The 21,547-nt window shown below is 57.8% G+C and carries 23 protein-coding genes; 16 read left to right on the top strand and 7 right to left on the bottom strand.

Going from position 1 to position 21,547, the window contains the following annotated elements; all coding sequences use genetic code 11:
- The first annotated feature begins 14 nt into the window (after window positions 1-14).
- The 3 genes from hflX (at window position 15) to hflC (ending at window position 3,630) form a co-directional block, all read left to right on the top strand.
- Window positions 15-1,295, top strand: a complete 1,281-nt coding sequence (gene hflX, locus DTA24_RS25710; RefSeq protein ID WP_004146725.1) for a ribosome rescue GTPase HflX — start codon at window positions 15-17, stop codon at window positions 1,293-1,295.
- A 65-nt stretch (window positions 1,296-1,360) separates the two neighbouring features.
- Entirely contained in the window at window positions 1,361-2,623 is a 1,263-nt protein-coding gene (hflK, locus tag DTA24_RS25705) for an FtsH protease activity modulator HflK (RefSeq protein ID WP_012543112.1), read from the top strand.
- Between the two features lie 2 nt (window positions 2,624-2,625).
- On the top strand, window positions 2,626-3,630 hold the full coding sequence (gene hflC, locus DTA24_RS25700; protein ID WP_002885662.1) for a protease modulator HflC: 1,005 nt from the start codon (window positions 2,626-2,628) through the stop codon (window positions 3,628-3,630).
- Window positions 3,631-3,712: 82 nt separating this feature from the next.
- On the opposite strand, the gene DTA24_RS25695 is transcribed toward hflC, so the two are convergent.
- A complete protein-coding gene (locus DTA24_RS25695) occupies window positions 3,713-4,003 on the bottom strand; it encodes a hypothetical protein (protein WP_008807192.1) in 291 nt (96 codons plus the stop codon).
- A 223-nt stretch (window positions 4,004-4,226) separates the two neighbouring features.
- Here DTA24_RS25695 and DTA24_RS25685 point away from each other — a divergent pair, with 223 nt between their 5' ends.
- The 6 genes from DTA24_RS25685 to DTA24_RS25660 all read left to right on the top strand — a co-directional run bounded on the left by DTA24_RS25685 (window position 4,227) and on the right by DTA24_RS25660 (window position 11,453).
- Window positions 4,227-4,424: a DUF2065 domain-containing protein gene (locus DTA24_RS25685; protein ID WP_002885664.1), complete on the top strand. Its 198-nt coding sequence runs from the start codon at window positions 4,227-4,229 to the stop codon at window positions 4,422-4,424.
- A gap of 102 nt (window positions 4,425-4,526) precedes the next feature.
- Window positions 4,527-5,825 (top strand): adenylosuccinate synthase, encoded by a 1,299-nt coding sequence (locus DTA24_RS25680; RefSeq protein WP_008807190.1) that lies wholly within the window; start codon window positions 4,527-4,529, stop codon window positions 5,823-5,825.
- 150 nt (window positions 5,826-5,975) lie between these two features.
- A complete protein-coding gene (nsrR, locus tag DTA24_RS25675; protein ID WP_002885667.1) occupies window positions 5,976-6,401 on the top strand; it encodes a nitric oxide-sensing transcriptional repressor NsrR in 426 nt (141 codons plus the stop codon).
- A gap of 36 nt (window positions 6,402-6,437) precedes the next feature.
- Complete coding sequence (rnr, locus tag DTA24_RS25670) at window positions 6,438-8,876, top strand: ribonuclease R (protein ID WP_008807189.1); 2,439 nt, start codon at window positions 6,438-6,440, stop codon at window positions 8,874-8,876.
- Between the two features lie 82 nt (window positions 8,877-8,958).
- Entirely contained in the window at window positions 8,959-9,690 is a 732-nt protein-coding gene (gene rlmB, locus DTA24_RS25665) for a 23S rRNA (guanosine(2251)-2'-O)-methyltransferase RlmB (RefSeq protein WP_008807188.1), read from the top strand.
- 125 nt (window positions 9,691-9,815) lie between these two features.
- A complete protein-coding gene (locus tag DTA24_RS25660; RefSeq protein ID WP_016160152.1) occupies window positions 9,816-11,453 on the top strand; it encodes an isovaleryl-CoA dehydrogenase in 1,638 nt (545 codons plus the stop codon).
- On the opposite strand, the gene yjfN is transcribed toward DTA24_RS25660, so the two are convergent.
- Complete coding sequence (yjfN, locus tag DTA24_RS25655; protein ID WP_008807186.1) at window positions 11,444-11,719, bottom strand: DUF1471 family protease activator YjfN; 276 nt, start codon at window positions 11,717-11,719, stop codon at window positions 11,444-11,446. The genes DTA24_RS25660 and yjfN overlap by 10 nt on opposite strands.
- 137 nt (window positions 11,720-11,856) lie before the next feature.
- The gene (bsmA, locus tag DTA24_RS25650; RefSeq protein ID WP_008807185.1) at window positions 11,857-12,165 is read right to left on the bottom strand and encodes a biofilm peroxide resistance protein BsmA; all 309 of its coding nucleotides are present in this window, start codon (window positions 12,163-12,165) and stop codon (window positions 11,857-11,859) included.
- A 209-nt stretch (window positions 12,166-12,374) separates the two neighbouring features.
- On the opposite strand from bsmA, the gene yjfP reads away from it, so the two are divergent.
- Complete coding sequence (yjfP, locus tag DTA24_RS25645; protein WP_032736721.1) at window positions 12,375-13,091, top strand: esterase; 717 nt, start codon at window positions 12,375-12,377, stop codon at window positions 13,089-13,091.
- On the opposite strand, the gene ulaR is transcribed toward yjfP, so the two are convergent.
- Both ulaR and ulaG read right to left on the bottom strand, forming a co-directional pair.
- Window positions 13,088-13,843, bottom strand: coding sequence for an HTH-type transcriptional regulator UlaR (gene ulaR / locus DTA24_RS25640; RefSeq protein WP_008807183.1), 756 nt, complete (start codon window positions 13,841-13,843; stop codon window positions 13,088-13,090). The genes yjfP and ulaR overlap by 4 nt on opposite strands.
- 107 nt (window positions 13,844-13,950) lie before the next feature.
- Window positions 13,951-15,015, bottom strand: a complete 1,065-nt coding sequence (ulaG, locus tag DTA24_RS25635; RefSeq protein WP_123837125.1) for an L-ascorbate 6-phosphate lactonase — start codon at window positions 15,013-15,015, stop codon at window positions 13,951-13,953.
- 366 nt (window positions 15,016-15,381) lie between these two features.
- Here ulaG and ulaA point away from each other — a divergent pair, with 366 nt between their 5' ends.
- From ulaA to DTA24_RS25605, 6 genes are read left to right on the top strand one after another with little or no spacing between them, the layout of a single operon-like run.
- Window positions 15,382-16,782, top strand: coding sequence for a PTS ascorbate transporter subunit IIC (ulaA, locus tag DTA24_RS25630; protein WP_012543107.1), 1,401 nt, complete (start codon window positions 15,382-15,384; stop codon window positions 16,780-16,782).
- Between the two features lie 12 nt (window positions 16,783-16,794).
- The gene (gene ulaB / locus DTA24_RS25625) at window positions 16,795-17,100 is read left to right on the top strand and encodes a PTS ascorbate transporter subunit IIB (protein ID WP_123837124.1); all 306 of its coding nucleotides are present in this window, start codon (window positions 16,795-16,797) and stop codon (window positions 17,098-17,100) included.
- 9 nt (window positions 17,101-17,109) lie between these two features.
- Window positions 17,110-17,577: a PTS ascorbate transporter subunit IIA gene (gene ulaC / locus DTA24_RS25620; RefSeq protein ID WP_008807180.1), complete on the top strand. Its 468-nt coding sequence runs from the start codon at window positions 17,110-17,112 to the stop codon at window positions 17,575-17,577.
- Between the two features lie 13 nt (window positions 17,578-17,590).
- Entirely contained in the window at window positions 17,591-18,241 is a 651-nt protein-coding gene (ulaD, locus tag DTA24_RS25615) for a 3-keto-L-gulonate-6-phosphate decarboxylase UlaD (protein WP_016831385.1), read from the top strand.
- Window positions 18,242-18,250: 9 nt separating this feature from the next.
- Window positions 18,251-19,105 carry an L-ribulose-5-phosphate 3-epimerase gene (locus DTA24_RS25610; RefSeq protein WP_004177694.1) on the top strand — a complete coding sequence of 285 codons (855 nt, stop codon included), beginning with the start codon at window positions 18,251-18,253 and terminating at the stop codon, window positions 19,103-19,105.
- Window positions 19,105-19,791 carry an L-ribulose-5-phosphate 4-epimerase gene (locus tag DTA24_RS25605; RefSeq protein ID WP_012969108.1) on the top strand — a complete coding sequence of 229 codons (687 nt, stop codon included), beginning with the start codon at window positions 19,105-19,107 and terminating at the stop codon, window positions 19,789-19,791. Before DTA24_RS25610 ends, DTA24_RS25605 begins: the two co-directional genes overlap by 1 nt.
- Window positions 19,792-19,856: 65 nt before the next feature.
- Here DTA24_RS25605 and DTA24_RS25600 read toward each other — a convergent pair whose 3' ends face one another.
- Both DTA24_RS25600 and DTA24_RS25595 read right to left on the bottom strand, forming a co-directional pair.
- A complete protein-coding gene (locus DTA24_RS25600) occupies window positions 19,857-21,050 on the bottom strand; it encodes an MFS transporter (RefSeq protein ID WP_008807176.1) in 1,194 nt (397 codons plus the stop codon).
- A gap of 149 nt (window positions 21,051-21,199) precedes the next feature.
- Complete coding sequence (locus DTA24_RS25595) at window positions 21,200-21,475, bottom strand: DUF1471 domain-containing protein (RefSeq protein ID WP_002885689.1); 276 nt, start codon at window positions 21,473-21,475, stop codon at window positions 21,200-21,202.
- Window positions 21,476-21,547: the final 72 nt, after the last annotated feature.

Raw genomic sequence — 21,547 nt, 5'->3', positions numbered from 1 at the left:
TAAGGGGTTTACGCTTGTTTGACCGTTATGACGCCGGTGAGCAGGCGGTACTGGTACACATCTATTTTTCGCAAGACAAAGATATGGAAGATCTCCAGGAGTTTGAAACTCTGGCCTCTTCCGCCGGTGTCGAAGCAATGCAGGTGATTACCGGTAGCCGTAAAGCACCGCACCCGAAGTATTTTGTTGGTGAAGGTAAGGCAGTCGAAATTGCGGAAGCCGTTAAAGCGACCGGCGCGTCGGTCGTGCTCTTCGATCATGCCCTGAGTCCGGCGCAAGAACGCAACCTGGAACGTCTGTGCGAATGCCGGGTTATCGATCGCACCGGTCTTATTTTAGATATTTTCGCCCAGCGCGCGCGCACCCATGAAGGGAAACTGCAGGTTGAGCTGGCGCAGTTGCGCCATATGGCAACCCGTCTCGTCCGCGGCTGGACCCACCTTGAAAGACAGAAAGGCGGGATTGGTTTGCGTGGCCCGGGTGAAACCCAGCTCGAAACCGACCGTCGTTTATTGCGTAACCGCATCATGCAGATCCTGTCGCGACTGGAAAAAGTTGAGAAACAGCGTGAGCAGGGGCGGCGGTCGCGCGCGAAAGCCGATATTCCAACCGTGTCGCTGGTGGGCTACACCAACGCCGGAAAATCAACGCTCTTTAACCAGATCACCGCTGCCGAGGTCTATGCCGCGAACCAGCTGTTCGCCACCCTGGACCCGACGCTGCGCCGCATTGACGTCCCTGACGTCGGCGAAACGGTACTGGCCGATACCGTCGGCTTTATTCGCCATCTGCCGCACGATCTGGTAGCCGCGTTTAAAGCGACGTTGCAGGAGACGCGTCAGGCGACGCTGCTGCTGCATGTGATTGACGCGGCGGATGTCCGTGTGCAGGAAAACATTGATGCGGTAAATACGGTTCTCGCTGAGATTGAAGCCGATGAGATCCCCGCGCTGCTGGTGATGAACAAAATCGACATGCTTGACGATTTTGAACCGCGCATCGATCGCGACGATGAAAATAAACCGATTCGGGTCTGGCTTTCAGCCCAGACCGGGGTTGGCGTACCACTGCTTTTTCAGGCATTAACGGAACGTCTTTCCGGTGAAGTGGCCCAGCATACGCTGCGCTTACCGCCGAAAGAAGGGCGACTGAGAAGCCGTTTCTATCAGCTTCAGGCGATAGAAAAAGAGTGGATGGAGGATGACGGCAGCGTGAGTCTGCAGGTGCGCATGCCGATCGTTGACTGGCGGCGCCTCTGTAAGCAAGAGCCAACGCTTGTTGACTATGTGGTTTAACCTTGCAGCTTGCCTGAAGATATTGACCCCTGTGGGGATATCAAAAACAAATATGGAGCATATACATGGCGTGGAATCAGCCCGGTAATAACGGACAGGACCGCGACCCGTGGGGGAGCAGCAAACCTGGCGGCAACTCTGAGGGAAATGGCAACAAAGGTGGTCGCGAGCAGGGGCCGCCGGATCTGGATGATATCTTCCGCAAGTTAAGTAAAAAACTTGGCGGGCTCGGCGGCGGCAAGGGCGGACTGGGCGGTGGTAATAACGCGCAGACCCCTCGCGGACCGATGGGCGGGCGTATTGTCGGCATCGTTGCCGCGGCGGCAGTGATTATCTGGGCGGCCAGCGGTTTTTATACCATTAAAGAAGCCGAACGCGGCGTCGTGACCCGTTTTGGTAAGTTCAGCCATCTGGTTGAGCCAGGCCTGAACTGGAAACCGACCTTTATCGATAACGTTCAGGCGGTGAACGTGGAGTCGGTACGTGAACTGGCCGCTTCCGGCGTCATGCTGACCTCTGACGAAAACGTCGTGCGCGTTGAGATGAACGTGCAGTACCGCGTCACCGATCCGGAACGCTATCTGTTTAGCGTTACCAGCGCGGATGACAGTCTGCGTCAGGCGACTGACAGCGCGCTGCGCGGCGTGATCGGCAAATACACCATGGATCGCATTCTGACCGAAGGTCGTACTGTGATCCGTAGCGATACCCAGCGCGAGCTGGAAGAGACTATCCGCCCGTACAACATGGGGATCACCCTGCTGGACGTCAACTTCCAGACGGCACGTCCGCCGGAAGAGGTGAAGGCGGCGTTTGACGATGCCATTGCCGCGCGTGAGAACGAGCAGCAGTACATCCGTGAAGCGGAAGCTTATACCAACGAAGTACAGCCGCGGGCGAATGGCCAGGCGCAGCGTATCCTTGAAGAGGCGCGTGCCTACAAGACCCAGACCGTCCTGGAAGCCCAGGGTGAAGTGGCTCGCTTTGCTAAGCTCCTGCCGGAATACAAAGCCGCGCCGGAAATTACCCGCGAGCGTCTGTATATCGAAACCATGGAAAAAGTGCTGAGCCACACCCGTAAAGTGCTGGTCAATGACAGCAAAAACGGCAATCTGATGGTTCTGCCGCTTGACCAGATGCTGAAAGGCGCCGCTGCGCCGGCAGCAAAGAGCGATAGCAGTGACGCCAGCGATCTGCTGCGTCTGCCACCTGCATCCAGCACAGGCAGCGCCAGCACCTCATCAACCTCGAGCTCAACCGGGGGTAGCATTATGGACCAACGCCGCGCTAACGCGCAGCGTAACGACTACCAGCGTCAGGGGGAATAACGATGCGTAAATCTGTTATCGCGATCATTGTCATCGTGCTGGTAGTGCTCTACATGTCAGTCTTTGTCGTAAAGGAAGGCGAGCGCGGGATTACGCTGCGTTTCGGTAAAGTTCTGCGCGACGACGAAAACAAGCCGCTGGTGTATGCGCCGGGCCTGCACTTCAAGATCCCGTTTATCGAATCGGTGAAGATGCTGGATGCGCGTATCCAGACCATGGACAACCAGGCTGACCGTTTTGTGACCAAAGAGAAAAAAGACCTGATCGTCGACTCCTATATCAAGTGGCGCATCAGTGACTTCAGCCGTTACTACCTGGCAACCGGCGGCGGCGACGTCTCCCAGGCCGAGGTGCTGCTGAAGCGTAAATTCTCTGACCGTCTGCGTTCTGAAATTGGTCGTCTGGATGTGAAAGACATCGTCACCGACTCCCGTGGCCGCCTGACGCTGGAAGTGCGCGATGCGCTGAACTCGGGTTCTGCTGGCACGGAAGACGAGGTCAGCACCCCGGCGGCTGATGACGCTATCGCCAAAGCCGCTGAGCGGGTGGAAGCGGAAACCAACGGCAAAGTGCAGGTGATCAACCCGAACAGTATGGCGGCGCTGGGTATCGAAGTTGTCGACGTGCGTATCAAACAGATCAACCTGCCGGCAGAAGTGTCGGAAGCGATTTATAACCGTATGCGCGCGGAGCGTGAAGCGGTTGCTCGTCGCCACCGTTCACAGGGTCAGGAAGAAGCTGAGAAACTGCGCGCGACCGCAGACTACGAAGTCACCAAGACGCTGGCGGAAGCCGAGCGCCAGGGTCGTATCCTGCGTGGTGAAGGCGATGCGGAATCGGCAAAACTGTTTGCCGACGCGTTCAGCCAGGATCCAGGCTTCTACTCCTTTATCCGTAGCCTGCGCGCCTATGAGAAGAGCTTCCAGAGCAACCAGGATGTGATGGTCCTGAGCCCGGACAGTGATTTCTTCCGCTATATGCGTTCACCGGATTCGGCGCGTAAATAAGCCGCAGAGGGTGTAAGCCTGAAGTGCTAACGCGAAAAGGCGCCTGTTTCAGGCGCCTTTTTTCATACTGCGGGGGCGTGAATTAGTTGCCGAGCAGTTTGTTCAGCAGGCCACCGATCACCGGCAGGCTCGCCAGCGCACTTTCGATGGTGCCACCGATAGTCGACCCAACGCTTTCGCCCAGGGTTTTGCCCAGGTCTGGCGCCAGGTCGGCCAGATTGAGGGTGCCAATCAGCGGCAGGTTGATGCTCAGGGCATCGGTACCCATCGTCCATGCGGCGGCGCCGACCTTGCTGCCTAAGGAAGCCAGGCCATCCTGTAACCAGCCTGCGCCGCTCACATTTTCGATTTCAAACGCGGTTAATTCTCTCATGATAATCTTCCTGATTATGTAGACGTACCGGGTTGTAGTACGCGACGGCATAGTTACAATTTAAAAAATATGCAGCAATACAATTAGTTGTGAATTTTGTTTCACCTTGCCAGTTCATAATGAAGATGAAATACGGGACAATATGAAATGAGTGAATGAATTCACCATGCTGGCCGATGACGCCCGCGAGGGCGACGATAATACTTTTCAATTAGGGTTGATAATGAACTCCACCATTTGGCTGGCGCTGGCGCTGGTTTTAGTACTCGAAGGGCTCGGCCCGCTGCTCTATCCTCGCGCCTGGCGCAAAATGGTCGCCAGCCTGAGCCAGTTACCGGATAATTTATTGCGCCGCTTTGGCGGCGGACTTGTGGTTGCAGGGATTGTGATCTACTACATGTTGAGGAAATCGATTGGCTGATCAAAAAGTGGTCGGATTTGCCTTATTTTGGATGCAAAAAGTGCTGTAACTCTGAAAAAGCGATGGTAGAATCCATTTTTAAGCAAACGGTGATTTTGAAAAATGGGTAACAACGTCGTCGTACTGGGCACCCAATGGGGTGACGAAGGTAAAGGGAAGATCGTCGATCTCCTGACAGAACGGGCTAAATATGTTGTGCGCTACCAGGGTGGCCATAACGCAGGCCATACTCTCGTAATCAACGGTGAAAAAACCGTCCTCCATCTTATTCCATCAGGTATTCTCCGTGAGAATGTAATCAGCATCATCGGTAACGGTGTTGTGCTGTCTCCGGCTGCGCTGATGAAAGAGATGAAAGGTCTGGAAGACCGTGGTATCCCTGTTCGTGAGCGTCTGCTGCTGTCCGAAGCCTGCCCGCTTATCCTCGACTATCACGTGGCGCTGGACGTCGCACGTGAGAAAGCACGCGGTGCGAAAGCTATCGGTACGACCGGTCGCGGTATCGGCCCGGCTTACGAAGATAAAGTTGCTCGTCGCGGTCTGCGCGTTGGCGACCTGTTTGATAAAGCCACCTTCGCTGACAAACTGAAAGAAGTGATGGAATATCACAACTTCCAGTTGGTGAACTTCTACAAAGCAGAAGCGGTTGACTACCAGAAAGTGCTGGACGATGTCATGGCGATTGCCGACATCCTCACCGGCATGGTCGTTGATGTTTCCGATCTGCTGGATCAGGCGCGTAAGCGCGGCGACTTCGTGATGTTCGAAGGCGCGCAGGGCACGCTGCTGGATATCGACCACGGTACCTATCCGTACGTAACTTCCTCTAACACCACCGCGGGTGGCGTGGCGACCGGTTCTGGCCTGGGTCCGCGTTATGTGGATTACGTACTGGGTATCATCAAAGCTTACTCGACTCGCGTAGGCGCGGGTCCGTTCCCGACCGAGCTGTTTGATGAAACTGGCGAGTTCCTCTGCAAGCAGGGTAACGAATTCGGCGCCACCACCGGTCGTCGTCGTCGTACCGGCTGGCTGGACGCGGTTGCAGTACGCCGCGCGGTGCAGATTAACTCCCTGTCCGGCTTCTGCCTGACTAAACTGGACGTCCTCGACGGCCTGAAAGAAGTGAAAATCTGCGTCGGCTACCGTATGCCGGACGGCCGTGAAGTGACCACCACTCCGCTGGCTGCCGACAACTGGGAAGGTATCGAGCCTATCTACGAAACCATGCCGGGCTGGTCCGAAACCACCTTTGGCGTGAAAGAGCGCAGCGGTCTGCCGCAGGCAGCGCTGAACTACATCGCTCGTATTGAAGAGCTGACCGGCGTGCCGGTGGATATCATCTCTACTGGTCCAGACCGTACCGAGACCATGATTCTGCGCGACCCGTTCGACGCGTAATCACTCTCAAGGGGCGCCGTTCGGGCGCCCTTGTTTTTGCTGTTCGCCCGCCCCATTTCAAATAAATTAGCGGCCTGAGCGCTGGCTGGTTTATCATCAATAATAATGATGTCGCTCGACATACCCTGTTTTCTTTTCCCTGAGGTTTATGTGCAGTTAACGAGTTTCACCGATTACGGATTACGCGCGCTGATTTATATGGCGTCGTTGCCGGAAGGACGCATGACCAGCATCTCGGAAGTGACCGAGGTCTATGGCGTCTCCCGTAATCATATGGTTAAAATAATCAATCAGTTAAGCCGCATGGGCTACGTGACTGCCGTGCGGGGGAAGAATGGGGGCATTCGCCTCGGTAAACCAGCAGGGCAGATCCGCGTGGGCGACGTGGTGCGCGACCTTGAACCCTTATCGCTGGTCAACTGCAGCAGCGAATTTTGCCACATTACACCAGCCTGTCGTCTGAAACAGGCGCTAGCTGAAGCCGCGCAGAGTTTTCTCAAGGAGCTGGATAACTATACGCTGGCTGATTTGGTTGAGAAGAATCAACCGCTTTATAAATTATTACTGGTGGAGTGACGCCACTCTGCTGGAGATGACAACGGAGGAACCGATATGTCACAAGATCCATTCCAGGAACGCGAAGCTGAGAAGTACGCGAATCCCATCCCGAGCCGGGAATTTATCCTCGAACATTTAACCAAACGGGAAAAGCCTGCCAGCCGCGATGAGCTGGCCATCGAGTTGAATATTGAGGGTGAAGAACAAATAGAAGCGCTGCGCCGCCGCCTGCGCGCGATGGAGCGCGACGGTCAGTTGGTCTTCACACGCCGCCAGTGCTATGCGCTGCCGGAGCGTCTTGATCTCCTCAAAGGTACCGTTATTGGCCACCGTGATGGCTATGGATTCCTGCGCGTTGAAGGGCGCAAGGACGATCTGTATCTGTCGTCAGAGCAGATGAAAACCTGTATTCACGGTGACCAGGTGCTGGCCCAGCCGCTGGGTGCGGACCGTAAGGGCCGCCGCGAGGCGCGCATCGTTCGTGTGCTGGTACCGAAAACCAGCCAGATTGTTGGCCGCTACTTCACCGACGCTGGCGTCGGCTTCGTCGTCCCGGACGACAGTCGCCTGAGCTTCGATATCCTGATCCCGCCTGAAGATATTATGGGCGCGCGGATGGGCTACGTGGTGGTGGTCGAACTGACCCAGCGCCCAACCCGCCGCACCAAAGCGGTCGGGAAAATCGTCGAAGTGCTGGGCGACAACATGGGCACCGGCATGGCCGTCGATATGGCGCTGCGTACCCATGAAATTCCTTACGTCTGGCCGCCGGCGGTGGAAAAACAGGTTTCCGGCCTCAAAGAGCAGGTGCCGGAAGAGGCGAAAGCCGGACGCGTCGATCTGCGCTCTCTGCCGCTGGTCACTATTGATGGCGAAGATGCCCGCGACTTCGATGACGCGGTGTACTGCGAGAAGAAACGCGGCGGCGGCTGGCGTCTGTGGGTGGCTATCGCTGACGTGAGCTACTATGTGCGCCCTGGTACGCCGCTGGACGGCGAAGCGCGTAGCCGCGGGACGTCGGTCTACTTCCCGTCGCAGGTGGTACCGATGCTGCCGGAAGTGCTGTCGAATGGCCTGTGCTCGCTGAACCCGCAGGTCGATCGCCTGTGTATGGTGTGCGAGATGACGATTTCGTCAAAAGGCCGCCTGACCGGCTTTAAGTTCTATGAAGCGGTGATGAGTTCACATGCTCGCCTGACCTACACCAAAGTGTGGCATATGCTGCAGGGCGATCAGGAGCTGCGCGAACACTACGCGCCGCTGGTGAAGCATATTGAAGAGCTGCATAACCTCTACAAAGTGCTGGAGAGCGCCCGCGAAGAGCGCGGCGGTATCTCATTTGAAAGTGAAGAAGCTAAATTCATCTTCAATGCCGAACGCCGTATTGAGCGTATCGAACAGACTCAGCGTAACGATGCGCATAAGCTGATTGAAGAGTGTATGATCCTGGCGAACATCTCCGCCGCGCGTTTCGTTGAGAAAGCGCAGGAGCCGGCACTGTTCCGTATCCACGATAAGCCAAGCACCGAAGCGATTACCTCGTTCCGTACCGTGCTGGCTGAGCTGGGACTGGAGCTGCCGGGCGGCAACAAACCGGAGCCGCGCGATTACGCCGAACTGTTGACCTCCATTGCCGATCGTCCGGATGCCGAAATGCTGCAAACGATGCTCCTGCGCTCCATGAAGCAGGCGGTCTACGATCCGGAAAACCGTGGCCACTTTGGCCTGGCACTGCAGTCATACGCCCACTTCACCTCGCCGATTCGCCGCTACCCGGATCTGTCGCTCCACCGCGCCATCAAGTATCTGCTGGCAAAAGAGCAGGGACATAAAGGGAATAGCACCGAGACCGGCGGCTGGCACTACAGCATGGAAGAGATGCTCCAGCTGGGCCAGCACTGTTCGATGACCGAGCGCCGCGCCGACGAAGCGACGCGTGAAGTGTCCGACTGGCTGAAGTGCGACTTCATGCAGGATCAGGTGGGCAACACCTTCTCCGGTGTCATCGCCAGCGTGACCGGCTTTGGCTTCTTTGTCCGCCTGAACGATCTGTTTATCGATGGTCTGGTGCATGTCTCCTCCCTGGATAACGACTATTACCGTTTTGACCAGGTTGGCCAGCGGCTGATCGGCGAGTCCGGCGGCCAGACTTATCGTCTGGGCGACCGCGTGGAAGTCCGCGTGGAAGCCGTCAACATGGATGAGCGTAAGATTGATTTCAGCCTGATTTCCAGCGAGCGTGCGCCGCGTAATGTTGGCAAAACCGCCCGTGAGAAAGCGAAAAAGAGCACCTCTGGCAAACCGGGTGGCCGTCGCCGCCAGGTGGGTAAACAGGTGAACTTCGAGCCGGATAGCGCGTTCCGCAAAGAAAAAGACCAGGCTAAAGCGAAGCCCAAAGGCGAGAAGAAAGCGAAAAAACCGTCGGCGAAAACACAGAAAATCGCCGCCGCGACCAAAGCCAAGCGCGCGGCAAAGAAGAAAATCGCCGAGTGATTGACGTCCCTTCACCCCAGCAGTCTGCTGGCGCAGAACGGGGTGAAGGGGACGGATAACAGAACCTAAAACGAGTACATCAATGAGTGAAATGATTTACGGCATCCATGCGGTGCAGGCACTGCTGGAACGCGCACCTGAGCGTTTTCAGGAAGTTTATATTCTGAAAGGCCGTGAGGATAAGCGCCTGCTGCCGCTGATCCATGCCCTGGAAGCGCAGGGCGTGGTGATTCAGGTGGCCAACCGCCAGTTCCTCGATGAGAAGAGCGAAGGCGCGGTGCATCAGGGGATCATTGCCCGCGTGAAGCCAGGACGTCAGTATCAGGAGAACGATCTGCCGGATCTGCTGGCGCAGCACGATCAGCCGTTCCTGCTGATCCTCGACGGCGTAACCGATCCGCACAACCTCGGCGCCTGCCTGCGTAGCGCTGATGCCGCTGGTGTGCATGCGGTGATCGTGCCAAAAGATCGTTCCGCTCAGCTGAATGCGACGGCGAAGAAAGTGGCCTGCGGCGCGGCGGAGAACGTCCCGCTGATCCGCGTGACCAACCTGGCGCGTACCATGCGTCTGCTGCAGGAAGCGAACGTCTGGATCGTCGGGACCGCTGGCGAAGCCGACCATACGCTGTTCCAGAGCAAAATGACCGGCCCGATGGCGCTGGTGATGGGCGCTGAAGGTGAAGGTATGCGTCGTCTGACCCGCGAGCACTGCGATGAGCTGATCAGCATCCCGATGGCGGGTAGCGTCTCCTCGCTGAACGTCTCGGTGGCCACCGGCATCTGCCTGTTTGAAGCGGTGCGCCAGCGCAGCTAAGCTGAACCGTCGACGAATCCAAAAAAGCCATCCTCCGGGATGGCTTTTTTGTGACCGCTTTCGCGGGCGAGAATCCCCCTGGAAAACCATACTTATGGCTATCGCCATTGATGGAGGGAGACACGATGCACTGGCAAACGCACACCGTTTTTAATCAACCGACTCCGCTGAATAACAGCAATCTTTTCCTGTCCGATACCGCCTTGCGTGAAGCGGTGGTCCGCGAAGGCGCCGGCTGGGATGGCGATCTGCTCGCCAGCATTGGCCAGCAGCTGGGGACCGCCGAATCGCTGGAGCTGGGACGCCTGGCCAACAGTAACCCACCGGAGCTGCTGCGCTATGACGCCACTGGCGCCCGGCTGGACGACGTACGCTTCCATCCCGCCTGGCACCTGCTGATGCAGGGGCTGTGCGCGAACCGGGTGCATAACCTCGCCTGGCAGGAGGATGCCCGCGAAAGCGCGTTTGTGGCGCGTGCCGCCCGCTTTCTGCTTCATGCCCAGGTGGAGGCCGGGACGTTGTGCCCGATTACCATGACCTTCGCCGCGACGCCCCTGCTGCAGCACGCCCTGCCCGCGCCCTTTCGCGACTGGCTGTCGCCGCTGCTGAGCGACCGTTACGATCCCCACCTCGCGCCTGGCGGCCAGAAGCGCGGCCTGCTGATCGGCATGGGGATGACCGAGAAGCAAGGGGGCTCCGATGTGCTGAGCAATACCACCCGCGCGGAGAAAACGGCGGAAGGGTTTTACCGGCTGGTGGGACACAAGTGGTTCTTCTCAGTGCCGCAGAGCGATGCCCACCTGGTGCTGGCCCAGGCCCCCGCGGGACTGTCGTGCTTCTTTGTGCCGCGTCTGCTGCCCGACGGGCAGCGCAACGGCGTGCGTCTTGAACGCTTAAAAGAGAAGCTTGGCAACCGCTCCAACGCCAGCAGTGAAGTGGAGTTTTATGATGCCTGCGGCTGGCTGGTGGGCGAAGAGGGCGACGGCGTGCGGCAGATCCTCAGGATGGGCGGCCTGACCCGCTTTGACTGCGCGCTGGGCAGCCATGCCCTGATGCGTCGCGCCTTCTCGGTGGCGCTGTATCACGCGCTACAGCGTCAGGCGTTTGGCAAAAACCTGGTCGATCAGCCGATGATGCGCCAGCTGCTGGGGCAAATGGCGCTGCGTCTGGAGGGGCAAACCGCGTTTCTGTTTCGCCTGGCTCGCGCCTGGGACCGTCGGGAGGATGCCCGGGAAAGCGCCTGGGCGCGCCTGTTTACGCCGGCGGCCAAATTTGCCATCTGTAAGGCCGGCATCCCGTTTGTCGCCGAGGCGATGGAAGTGCTCGGCGGCATCGGCTATTGCGAGGAGAGCGAACTCCCGCGCCTCTACCGTGAGATGCCGGTCAACAGCATCTGGGAAGGTTCCGGCAACATTATGTGTCTCGATGTCATGCGGGTGCTCAGCAAGCAGCCGGCGGCGATGGAGCTGCTGGCGGCAGAGTGCGCGGAGGTGAAAGGACAGAATCGCCATCTCGACCGCGCGTGGCGTCAACTGCAGCAGCTGCTGAGACGGCCCGCCGAAGAGCAGGGGAGAGAGATTGCCCGGCTGGTCTATCGTCTTGGCGCGGGGGCGCAGATGCTGCGCCACGCTTCGCCGCCGCTGGCTGAAGCCTGGTGTCGGATGATGCTCGACACCCGCGGCGGCATGCGTCTTGATGCGCCGACCCTCGACGACCTGCTGCTGCGGGCCATGGGGCGCGGGCGCCAGGCGCCTCAGGCGTAGAGAATGGCCTGTACGCGCCAGCTGTCCGGCTGTTGTTCTTCGTACATCTGAATAATGCGATACCAGGAGGCGCCTTGCTCGTCCGCTTTGCGGGCAATGGCGTGCTCCACATCCTGTTGGCTGCCGGAAAGATTAGTGACGGAGATCAGACCGATTTCATTCAGGCCAGTGACGCAATCCGCGCTGGCGAATTCGGCTGACTGCGCGGACGTATTGGCCGTCGCAGCGGTAAACAGCAGGCTGGGTAGGGTAAAAGATCGTTTCATCGTCAGCTCCATTTCACGTAGTCCCAAGGGCAGTCCGTTGCTAACGTCCTGCCAGGTGGCTGGCCGAACGTTATTATGCACAGGAGAACGTGAATGGACGCAAAGCTGTGTAAAGCAGATTTAAAGACGCCGCCTCGTCATCGACGATAGAGGATCGCCTGCGAATACCACTGGCCGGGTACCATGGTGTCATCGATCATGATGATGACGTAGTAATCGGCTTTGGCCGCTTCTGCTTTGGCCTTCAGCGCCGCTTCGACATCCATCGGCGAACCGTACATCAGCACACTCACCGTGGCCATTTTCTGCAGGCCAGCCGTCTGGTTACGCTGGATCTCCTGCGGATGGTCGGTGGCGGGCGGCGGGGCTTCCGGCGTTCCCTGCAGGGCACTACACCCGCTGAGGACGATAGCCAGTAACCACGGTGAAAACCTGCGCATAACCATATCTCGTTTCCTGATAGTGATAGTGTAGTGGTAGCCTTAACAGGATTGCCGGGGAATGTTCCCGAACTGTTATCTCTGACGCGATTTTCGAATGAAAATGTTGTGAAAGCGTAACCGGGTTCTCAACATTATGAATCGTAGCAAACTGGGTTGCCCGGTGAATGAATTTTCCCATGACGCCTTACCACGATAGAGAAGGGAGACGATAAATGATTGCACTAGAAATGCGCAACCTCGGCGGCGGTGAAATTTTGCATGCCTGCCCGCAGGAGAGTCTGGATAAACCCTTGCCCTGTATCGTCTTTTATCATGGCTTTACCTCCTCGAAGCTGGTCTACAGCTACTTTGCGGTGGCGTTGGCCGAGGCGGGCTTCCGGGTGATCATGCCGGATGCGCCGGAGCATGGGGCGCGTTATCAGGGCGACGAGGCCGGGCGGATGCAGCGCTTCTGGCCGATCCTGCAGCAGAATTTCAGGGAGTTTCCCGCGCTGCGCGAGGCGATTATCGCCGAGGGATGGCTGGAGGGAGAGCGGCTGGCGGTGGCTGGCGCCTCGATGGGAGGGATGACGGCGCTGGGCATCATGACGCACCATCCCGAACTGAACTGCGTCGCTTGTCTGATGGGGTCGGGCTATTTTCGTTCGCTGTCGCAAACCCTGTTTCCCTCGCCTGGCTTTGATGCTGACAGTCTCCGCGAATGGGATGTCAGCCATCAGCTGGCGTCCCTTGCCCGGCGGCCGCTGTTGCTCTGGCATGGGGACGCTGACGATGTGGTGCCGCCGGAAGAGACCTTCCGTCTTGAGCAGGCGCTGCGGCAAGGCGATCTTACCGCCAGGCTGACCTGCGTCTGGCAAAAGGGCGTCCGCCATCGCATTACGCCAGAGGCGCTGGCTGCGACGGTCGCCTTTTTCCGCCAGCATCTTTAAACGCGGATCACGCTGACGCCCTGATCCTCAAGCTGTTTGAGGATTGCGGCATCAGCCTGTTTCCCGGTGATCACCACGTCAATTTGCCCGGCCTGGCTGAATAACATCCCGGCGCGCTCGCCGACCTTGCTGCTGTCGACCAGCACCGCCAGTTTGCCGACCACGTTGAGCATTTTCTGCTCGGCCATGGCGGTCAACATATCGGTTTTGTAGAGCCCTTCGGCGGTGAGTCCTTTGCCGCTGGTGAACATCCAGTGTCCGGCATACAGGCTGTTTTCGCTACCGTGGGGGCTGAGCGTGATGGCGTGGCTACGGTTGTACTGTCCACCCATGATAATCACGCTGTCGTGCTCCTGGTCGATCAGGTAATTAGCCAGCGGCAGATAGTTAGTGATGATCTGCACCGGTTTACCGCACAGTTCCCGCCCCAGCAGAAAGGCGGTGGAGCCGCAGTTAATGACGATACTTTCCCCCGGCGCGATCAGCTGCGAAGCGGCGCGTGCGATACGCACTTTTTCATCCAGGTTTTGCGCCTGATGGATATTCATCGGCGTCCAGCGGGGGCGCTGCTCACTAATGGCTTCCGCGCCATTGCGAACCTTTTTCAGTTTGCCGCTTTCATCCAGCTTGTTGATATCACGTCGGGCGGTTGCGGGTGAGATCCCGAGCCGCGACATCACCTGCTCTACGGTAACAAACCCCGTTTGGGCGAGCAGATCCAGCAGAATTTGGTGCCTTTGCGCTTCCGTCATGAGCGAATCCGATTAAAAGTGAACGGCAAAGATGATATTTGAAATCATGTGAAAATACTAACCCTGCGGCGGGGTATTTCCGGCAGGCAGTGCCTGCCGGAGGCGGCTTACAGGAAGGATTTGAACGGCAGGTCCGGCTCAATGGTGAAGCAGTCATCGAAGCCGCGCGGGTAGTGATATTCGAAATTGTCTTTATCCAGCGGCCAGGTAAATTTGCCGCCGACCTGCCAGATAAACGGCTTGAAGCCGTACTTCAGACGATCCTTTTTCATCTCCCACAGGACGCGGATCTCCTGCGGATCGGCCTGAAAGTTTGACCAGATATCATGGTGGAACGGGATCACCACTTTAGCGTTGAGCGACTCCGCCATACGCAGGATATCGGCGCTGGTCATTTTGTCGGTGATGCCGCGCGGGTTCTCGCCATACGAGCCGAGGGCGACGTCAATTTGATGCTCGTTGCCGTGTTTCGCGTAGTAGTTGGAGTAGTGGGAATCGCCGCTGTGGTAGAGATTGCCGCCCGGTGTTTTAAACAGATAGTTGACTGCGCGCTGGTCCATGCCGTCCGGCAGCACGCCGGCGGCTTTTTGATCCGCCGGGAGGGTGATCAGCGCCGTGCGATCGAACGCGTCGAGCGCGTGGATCTCAATGTCTTTGATCTTCACCACATCACCGGGCTTCATGACGATACAGCGCGCTTTCGGTACGCCCCAGCCGATCCACAGGTCGACACAGGTTTTCGGCCCAATAAAGGGCACATCGGCCGGGCAGTTCTGCATCACGGCGGCGGCGACGTTGACGTCAATATGATCGTTATGATCATGGGTCGCCAGTACGGCGTCAATCTGGCGAATGGCGAACGGATCGAGCACGAACGGGGTGGTGCGCAGGTTCGGTTGCAGTTTCTTCACCCCCGCCATCCGCTGCATTTGATGGCCGGTTTTCATCAGCGGATTGCCGTGGCTCTGTTTGCCGGTGCCGCACCAGAAATCGACGCAGACGTTAGCCCCACCCTCGGATTTTAACCAGATGCCGGTACAGCCCAGCCACCACATGGCGAAGGTGCCTGGCGCAACCTGCTCTTGTTCAATCTCTTCATTCAGCCAGCTACCCCATTCCGGAAAGGTGTTCAGGATCCATGATTCTCGGGTGATGGTTTGGACTTTATTCATCGCGGTCTTCCTCATGCATTTTCAAAAGTAATCAGTATTTGATTGGTTTTGATTTATGTTGTCACTGTGTTTTCAAGATTGCAATCTTGTTTTCCTGCATTTTTGCGAGGCATCGCGCATAATTTCCGGGCTCTATCCGCTCAAATTGACGTTAGGTGTTGTTTTATCTATATGATTTAAAGATGTTTATTTGTGTGTCTACGTACATAATTGGTAATGACCAGAGTGAAAGTGAGGATTATTGCGGCGTACGTCACATTTAATCAAATTCAATCTTGTTGTGATTATTTTTGATTATTAGAGTGAGGGCGACGACAACTGCTGAGCGACATGCGCGTTCAAAGCCTTCCTCTTCTGGAGTGTGTTATGGAGATCCTCTACAACATCTTTACCGTCTTCTTTAATCAGGTCATGACCAATGCTCCGCTGCTGCTGGGTATCGTGACCTGCCTTGGCTATATCCTGTTGCGTAAAAGCGTCAGCGTGATTATCAAAGGTACGATCAAAACCATCATTGGTTTCATGCTGTTACAAGCCGGTTCCGGCATCCTCACCAGCACCTTTAAGCCGGTGGTGGCGAAAATGTCAGAGGTCTATGGCATCAATGGCGCGATTTCCGATACTTACGCCTCTATGATGGCGACCATCGACCGGATGGGCGAGGCCTACAGCTGGGTAGGGTATGCGGTGCTCCTGGCACTGGCGCTGAACATCTGTTACGTCCTGCTGCGCCGCATTACCGGTATCCGCACCATCATGCTGACTGGCCATATCATGTTTCAGCAGGCGGGGCTGATTGCGGTCTCGTTCTTCATCTTTGGTTACGGGATGTGGACGACCATTATCTGCACCGCGGTACTGGTCTCTCTGTACTGGGGGATCACCTCCAACATGATGTTCAAGCCGACTCAGCTGGTCACCGACGGCTGCGGCTTCTCCATCGGTCACCAGCAGCAGTTTGCCTCGTGGATTGCCTACAAAGTGGCGCCGTATCTGGGGAAAAAAGAGGAGAGCGTCGAAGACCTCAAGCTGCCTGGCTGGCTGAATATCTTCCACGACAACATCGTCTCTACCGCGATTGTGATGACCATTTTCTTTGGCGCGATCCTGCTTTCCTTCGGTATTGACGTGGTGCAGGCGATGGCGGGCAAAACCCACTGGACGGTCTATATCCTGCAGACCGGTTTCTCCTTCGCGGTGGCCATTTTCATCATTACCCAGGGCGTGCGGATGTTCGTCGCCGAACTGTCCGAAGCCTTCAACGGCATCTCGCAACGCCTGATCCCCGGCGCGGTGCTGGCGATTGACTGCGCCGCGATCTACAGCTTTGCGCCGAATGCGGTGGTGTGGGGCTTTATGTGGGGCACCATCGGCCAGCTGATTGCCGTCGGCATTCTGGTCGGCATCGGCTCTTCAATTCTGATTATTCCAGGCTTTATCCCGATGTTCTTCTCCAACGCGACGATTGGCGTTTTTGCCAACCATTTCGGCGGCTGGCGTGCGGCGCTCAAGATCTGCCTTGTGATGGGCATGGTTGAAATTTTCGGCTGCGTATGGGCGGTGAAGCTCACCGGTATGAGCGCCTGGATGGGGATGGCGGATTGGTCGATTCTGGCGCCGCCGATGATGCAGGGCTTCGCCTCCATCGGGCTGGCGTTTATGGCCGTCATCATCCTGATTGCACTGGCTTATATGTTCTTCGCCGGCCGCGCGCTGCGTGCCGAGGAAGACGCGGAAAAACAACTGGCAGAGGCCTCTGCCCAATAAGGAGTTCTGATTATGACCGTACGTATTCTGGCTGTGTGTGGCAACGGGCAAGGCAGTTCCATGATCATGAAAATGAAGGTGGATCAGTTCCTGACGCAATCCAACATCGACCACACGGTAAACAGCTGCGCGGTAGGTGAATACAAAAGCGAACTGACCGGCGCGGATATCATCATCGCTTCAACCCATATCGCGGGGGAGATTACCGTCTCCGGCAATAAACACGTGGTGGGCGTACGCAATATGCTGTCGCCGGCGGATTTCGGCCCAAAACTGCTGGAGGTGATCAAAGCTCACTTCCCGCAGGACGTGAAATAAGGAGCGGCCATGAAACTGCATGACTCACTGGCGCAGAACCACTCCATTCGCCTGCAGGCGGAAGCGGAAACCTGGCAGGAGGCGGTGAAAATCGGCGTCGATTTGCTGGTGGCCGCCGACGTCGTGGAACCGCGCTACTACCAGGCGATCCTCGACGGCGTCGCGCAGCATGGCCCCTATTTTGTTATCGCGCCGGGGCTGGCGATGCCGCACGGGCGGCCGGAAGAGGGCGTTAAGAAAACCGGCTTTGCGCTGGTGACGCTAAAAAAACCGCTGATTTTCAACCATGAAGATAACGACCCGGTCGACATTCTGATCACCATGGCGGCGGTTGACGCCACCACCCACCAGGAGGTGGGCATCATGCAGATCGTTAACCTGTTTGACGATGAAGCCAATTTCGACCGTTTACGCGCCTGCCGTAGCGAGCAGGAAGTGCTGGATTTAATCAAAAACGCCACCGCGGCGGCTGTTTAAAAGGAACACTATCATGTCATTACCTATGTTACAGGTCGCACTGGACAACCAAACGCTGGCTAGCGCCTACGAGACCACCCGCCTGATCGCCGAAGAGGTGGATATCATTGAAGTCGGCACCATCCTTTGCGTCGGGGAAGGGGTGCGCGCGGTACGCGATCTGAAGGCGCTGTATCCGCATAAAATCGTGCTGGCGGACGCCAAAATTGCCGACGCCGGCAAGATTTTGTCGCGGATGTGCTTTGAAGCCAACGCCGATTGGGTCACGGTGATCTGCTGCGCCGATATCAATACCGCCAAAGGGGCGCTGGATGTCGCCAAAGAGTTCAACGGCGATGTGCAAATTGAGCTGACCGGCTTCTGGACCTGGGAGCAGGCGCAGGCATGGCGCGAGGCGGGTATTCAGCAGGTGGTCTATCACCGCAGCCGCGACGCACAGGCGGCAGGCGTGGCGTGGAGCGAGGCGGATATCAGCGCGATTAAACGTTTGTCCGATATGGGCTTCAAAGTGACCGTCACCGGCGGCCTGGCGCTGGAAGACCTGCCGCTGTTCGCTGGCATCCCCATCCACGTCTTTATTGCCGGGCGCAGCATCCGCAATGCCGCTTCGCCGGTGGAAGCGGCGCGCCAGTTTAAACGCTCTATCGCCCAGCTGTGGGGTTAAGGAGCGACTATGTTGGCGAAATCCATTCCGCTCGGCATCTATGAAAAAGCGCTCCCCGCCGGGGAGTGCTGGCTGGAGCGGCTGCAGCTGGCGAAGGCGCTGGGCTTTGATTTTGTGGAAATGTCTCTCGATGAAACGGACGTGCGCCTTGCGCGACTGGACTGGCGCCCCGAGCAGCGTCTGGCGCTGGTCAAGGCGGTGGCTGACACCGGCGTCCGGGTACCATCGATGTGCCTTAGCGCCCATCGCCGTTTTCCGCTGGGTAGTGAAGACGACGCGGTGCGTCATCAGGGGCTGGAAATTATGCGTAAAGCCATCCAGCTGGCGCAGGATGTGGGGATCCGGGTGATCCAGCTGGCAGGCTACGACGTCTATTACCAGCAGGCGAACGATGAGACGCGCCGCCGCTTTCGCGATGGCCTGAAACAGAGCGTCGAAATGGCCAGCCGTGCCCAGGTCACGCTGGCGATGGAGATCATGGATTACCCGCTGATGAACTCGATCAGTAAGGCCTTAGGCTACGCCCATTACCTGAATAATCCGTGGTTCCAGCTTTACCCTGATATCGGCAATCTGTCAGCGTGGGATAACGACGTCCAGATGGAACTGAAGGCGGGGAGCGGGCATATCGTGGCGGTACACGTCAAAGACACGAAACCTGGCGTCTTTAAAAACGTGCCGTTCGGCGAAGGGGTGGTTGATTTTGAACGCTGCTTCGAAACGCTCAAGCAAACCGGCTACTGTGGCCCGTATCTGATTGAGATGTGGAGCGAAACCAGCGCTGACCCGCTGGCGGAGGTGGCGAAGGCACGTGACTGGGTGAAGGCGCGGATGGCCCGCGCAGGCCTGATGGAGGCGGCGTAATGCAACAGCTGAAACAGCAGGTGTTCGAGGCCAATATGGATCTGCCGCGCTACGGCCTGGTGACCTTCACCTGGGGCAACGTCAGCGCCATTGACCGGCAGCGCGGGCTGGTGGCGATCAAGCCCAGCGGCGTCGCCTATGAGACCATGAAGGCGGACGATATGGTTGTCGTGGATCTTGAGGGCAACGTGGTGGAAGGGCTGTATCGCCCCTCCTCTGATACCGCCACCCATCTGGCGCTCTATCGTCGTTATCCCGACCTTGGCGGAGTGGTGCATACCCACTCGACGCATGCCACCGCCTGGGCGCAGGCGGGGCTGGCGATCCCGGCGCTTGGCACCACCCATGCGGACTACTTCTTCGGTGATATCCCCTGTACCCGGGCGCTTAGCGCACAGGAGGTGGACGAGGCTTACGAGCTGAACACCGGGCAGGTGATTATCGAAACGCTGGGCGCGTCGAATCCGCTGCATACGCCTGGGATCGTCGTCTATCAGCACGGGCCGTTTGCCTGGGGCAAAGACGCCCACGAGGCGGTACACAACGCGGTGGTGATGGAAGAAGTTGCGCGCATGGCGTGGATTGCCCGCGGGATTAATCCGCAGTTGCAGCCCATCGATAGCTGGCTGATGAATAAGCATTTTCAGCGTAAGCATGGGCCAAACGCCTACTATGGGCAAAAGTAGATAGCGCGCTCCGGGGCTTTCACCCCTCACGGTGAAGCAACTGGTCTGGCCCCGGAGCCGTTTTTTTAGCCCTGACGATAGGCCGACGGCATCACGCGCATGCCGATGAGCGTGACCATACAAATTATCGCGCCGGCGTAAAACGTCGAGGCGGCGCCGAAGGTTTCCCACAGTACCCCTGCGCCGGTACTGGCCAGCAGCAGCGCCAGGCCGCTCATCAGGTTGAACATGCCGAATGCCGTACCGCGTAGTTCCGGCGGCGCGGTATGCGCAACCATCGCTGCCAGCAGGCCCTGGGTCATTCCCATATGAATCCCCCACAGCGCGACGCCGAGCAGTAGCGTACTCCAGTGGCCGCTGAGCGCCAGCACGATATCGGCGAGGATCAGCACCAGCAGTCCCCACTGCAGCAGTTTGCTGTGGCTCATGCTGTCTGAGAGTTTACCGAACGGGTAAGCCGTGAGGCTGTAGACCAGGTTCATCGCCACCATCACCAGCGGGATGGTAAACAGCGGGATCTCCATCTGCTGGGCGCGCAGCACCAGAAAGGCTTCGCTGAAGCGGGCGAGGGTGAAGATGCTGCCGATGGCGACTACCCACCAGTAGGCGGCGGAGAGCTTTTTCAGGTTTTCGCGCTTCAGCGGATTGCTGCGTTTGTGTGCGATGGCGGATTTTGGCTCCTGCAGGCCAAACCCGAGCAGGAGAATGGAGAGCACGGCGGGAATGACCGCCACCCAGAAAATAGCGTGAAAATCGTTGGCCCAGATAAACATCAGCAGCACCGCCAGCAGCGGGCCGAGAAAGGCGCCGACGGTATCCAGCGCCTGGCGAAGCCCGTAGGCGGCGCCGCGGATCTCCGGCGGGGTGACGTCGGCAACCAGCGCATCGCGCGGCGCGCCGCGAATACCTTTCCCTACGCGGTCAATCATGCGGGCGCTAAACACCACTCCGGCGGTGGGGGCGATGGCAAACAGCGGCTTACTGAGCGCGCCCAGGCCGTATCCCAGCAGCGCCAGTCCTTTGCGCTTGCCGACATAGTCGCTGATCACGCCGGAGAAGACTTTCAGGATCAGGGCGGTGGCTTCCGCCAGTCCCTCGATAAGACCGATAATTATCACGCTGGCGCCGAGGGTGGTGGCCATAAACAACGGTAAGAGGCTGTGGATCATCTCGGAGGAGACATCCATCAGCAGGCTGACGCCGCCGAGTACCCAAACGCCTTTGGGGATACGGCCTAAGGTGGCGAAACGCGGAACCATCAATCACTCCTGATTATCAAATGGCGAGTGGCTGATTAAATCAGGTTGCGATGGCGCTGATAAGTCGGTTTGTAAAATAATTCTCAATTGCGTTTAGGTGAAAACCTCGCTTCGCCCCTCGCGAAGAGAGGCGAAGAGTCGGGCAGGCGTTAGCGGTATATCACCGCGCTGGCGCGAAGCGGGCCGTTGGTTTCGGGTTCGTGCATCAGGATAGGCTGAAAGTATTTCGCCCCCTGCGCATCGCTCATCTGGCTAAGGGCCTGCTCGGCCTCGTGCTCAGTGGCCATGTTATGATTGATATAGATAACGCCGAGGCTCTGCACATCGTCCATGTTGCGGGCCTGACGTTCGGTGATTTGGATAGCTGCCAGCGCGTTGGCGCTGAAGAAAAGCGCAGCCATCATGGCGATGATTTTCAGTTTCATATACTACGCTCCTGACTGACAGTCCTGACGCTGACTCGGGGGCTCTCCTGTGGTCGTTTGGCTCTGATATAA

The organism is Klebsiella sp. P1CD1 (assembly GCF_003790505.1).
Taxonomy (GTDB): Bacteria; Pseudomonadota; Gammaproteobacteria; order Enterobacterales; family Enterobacteriaceae; genus Klebsiella; species Klebsiella variicola.
The sequence above is the reverse complement of the archived record's forward strand: the minus strand, read 5'-3'. Positions and strand labels throughout refer to the sequence as shown.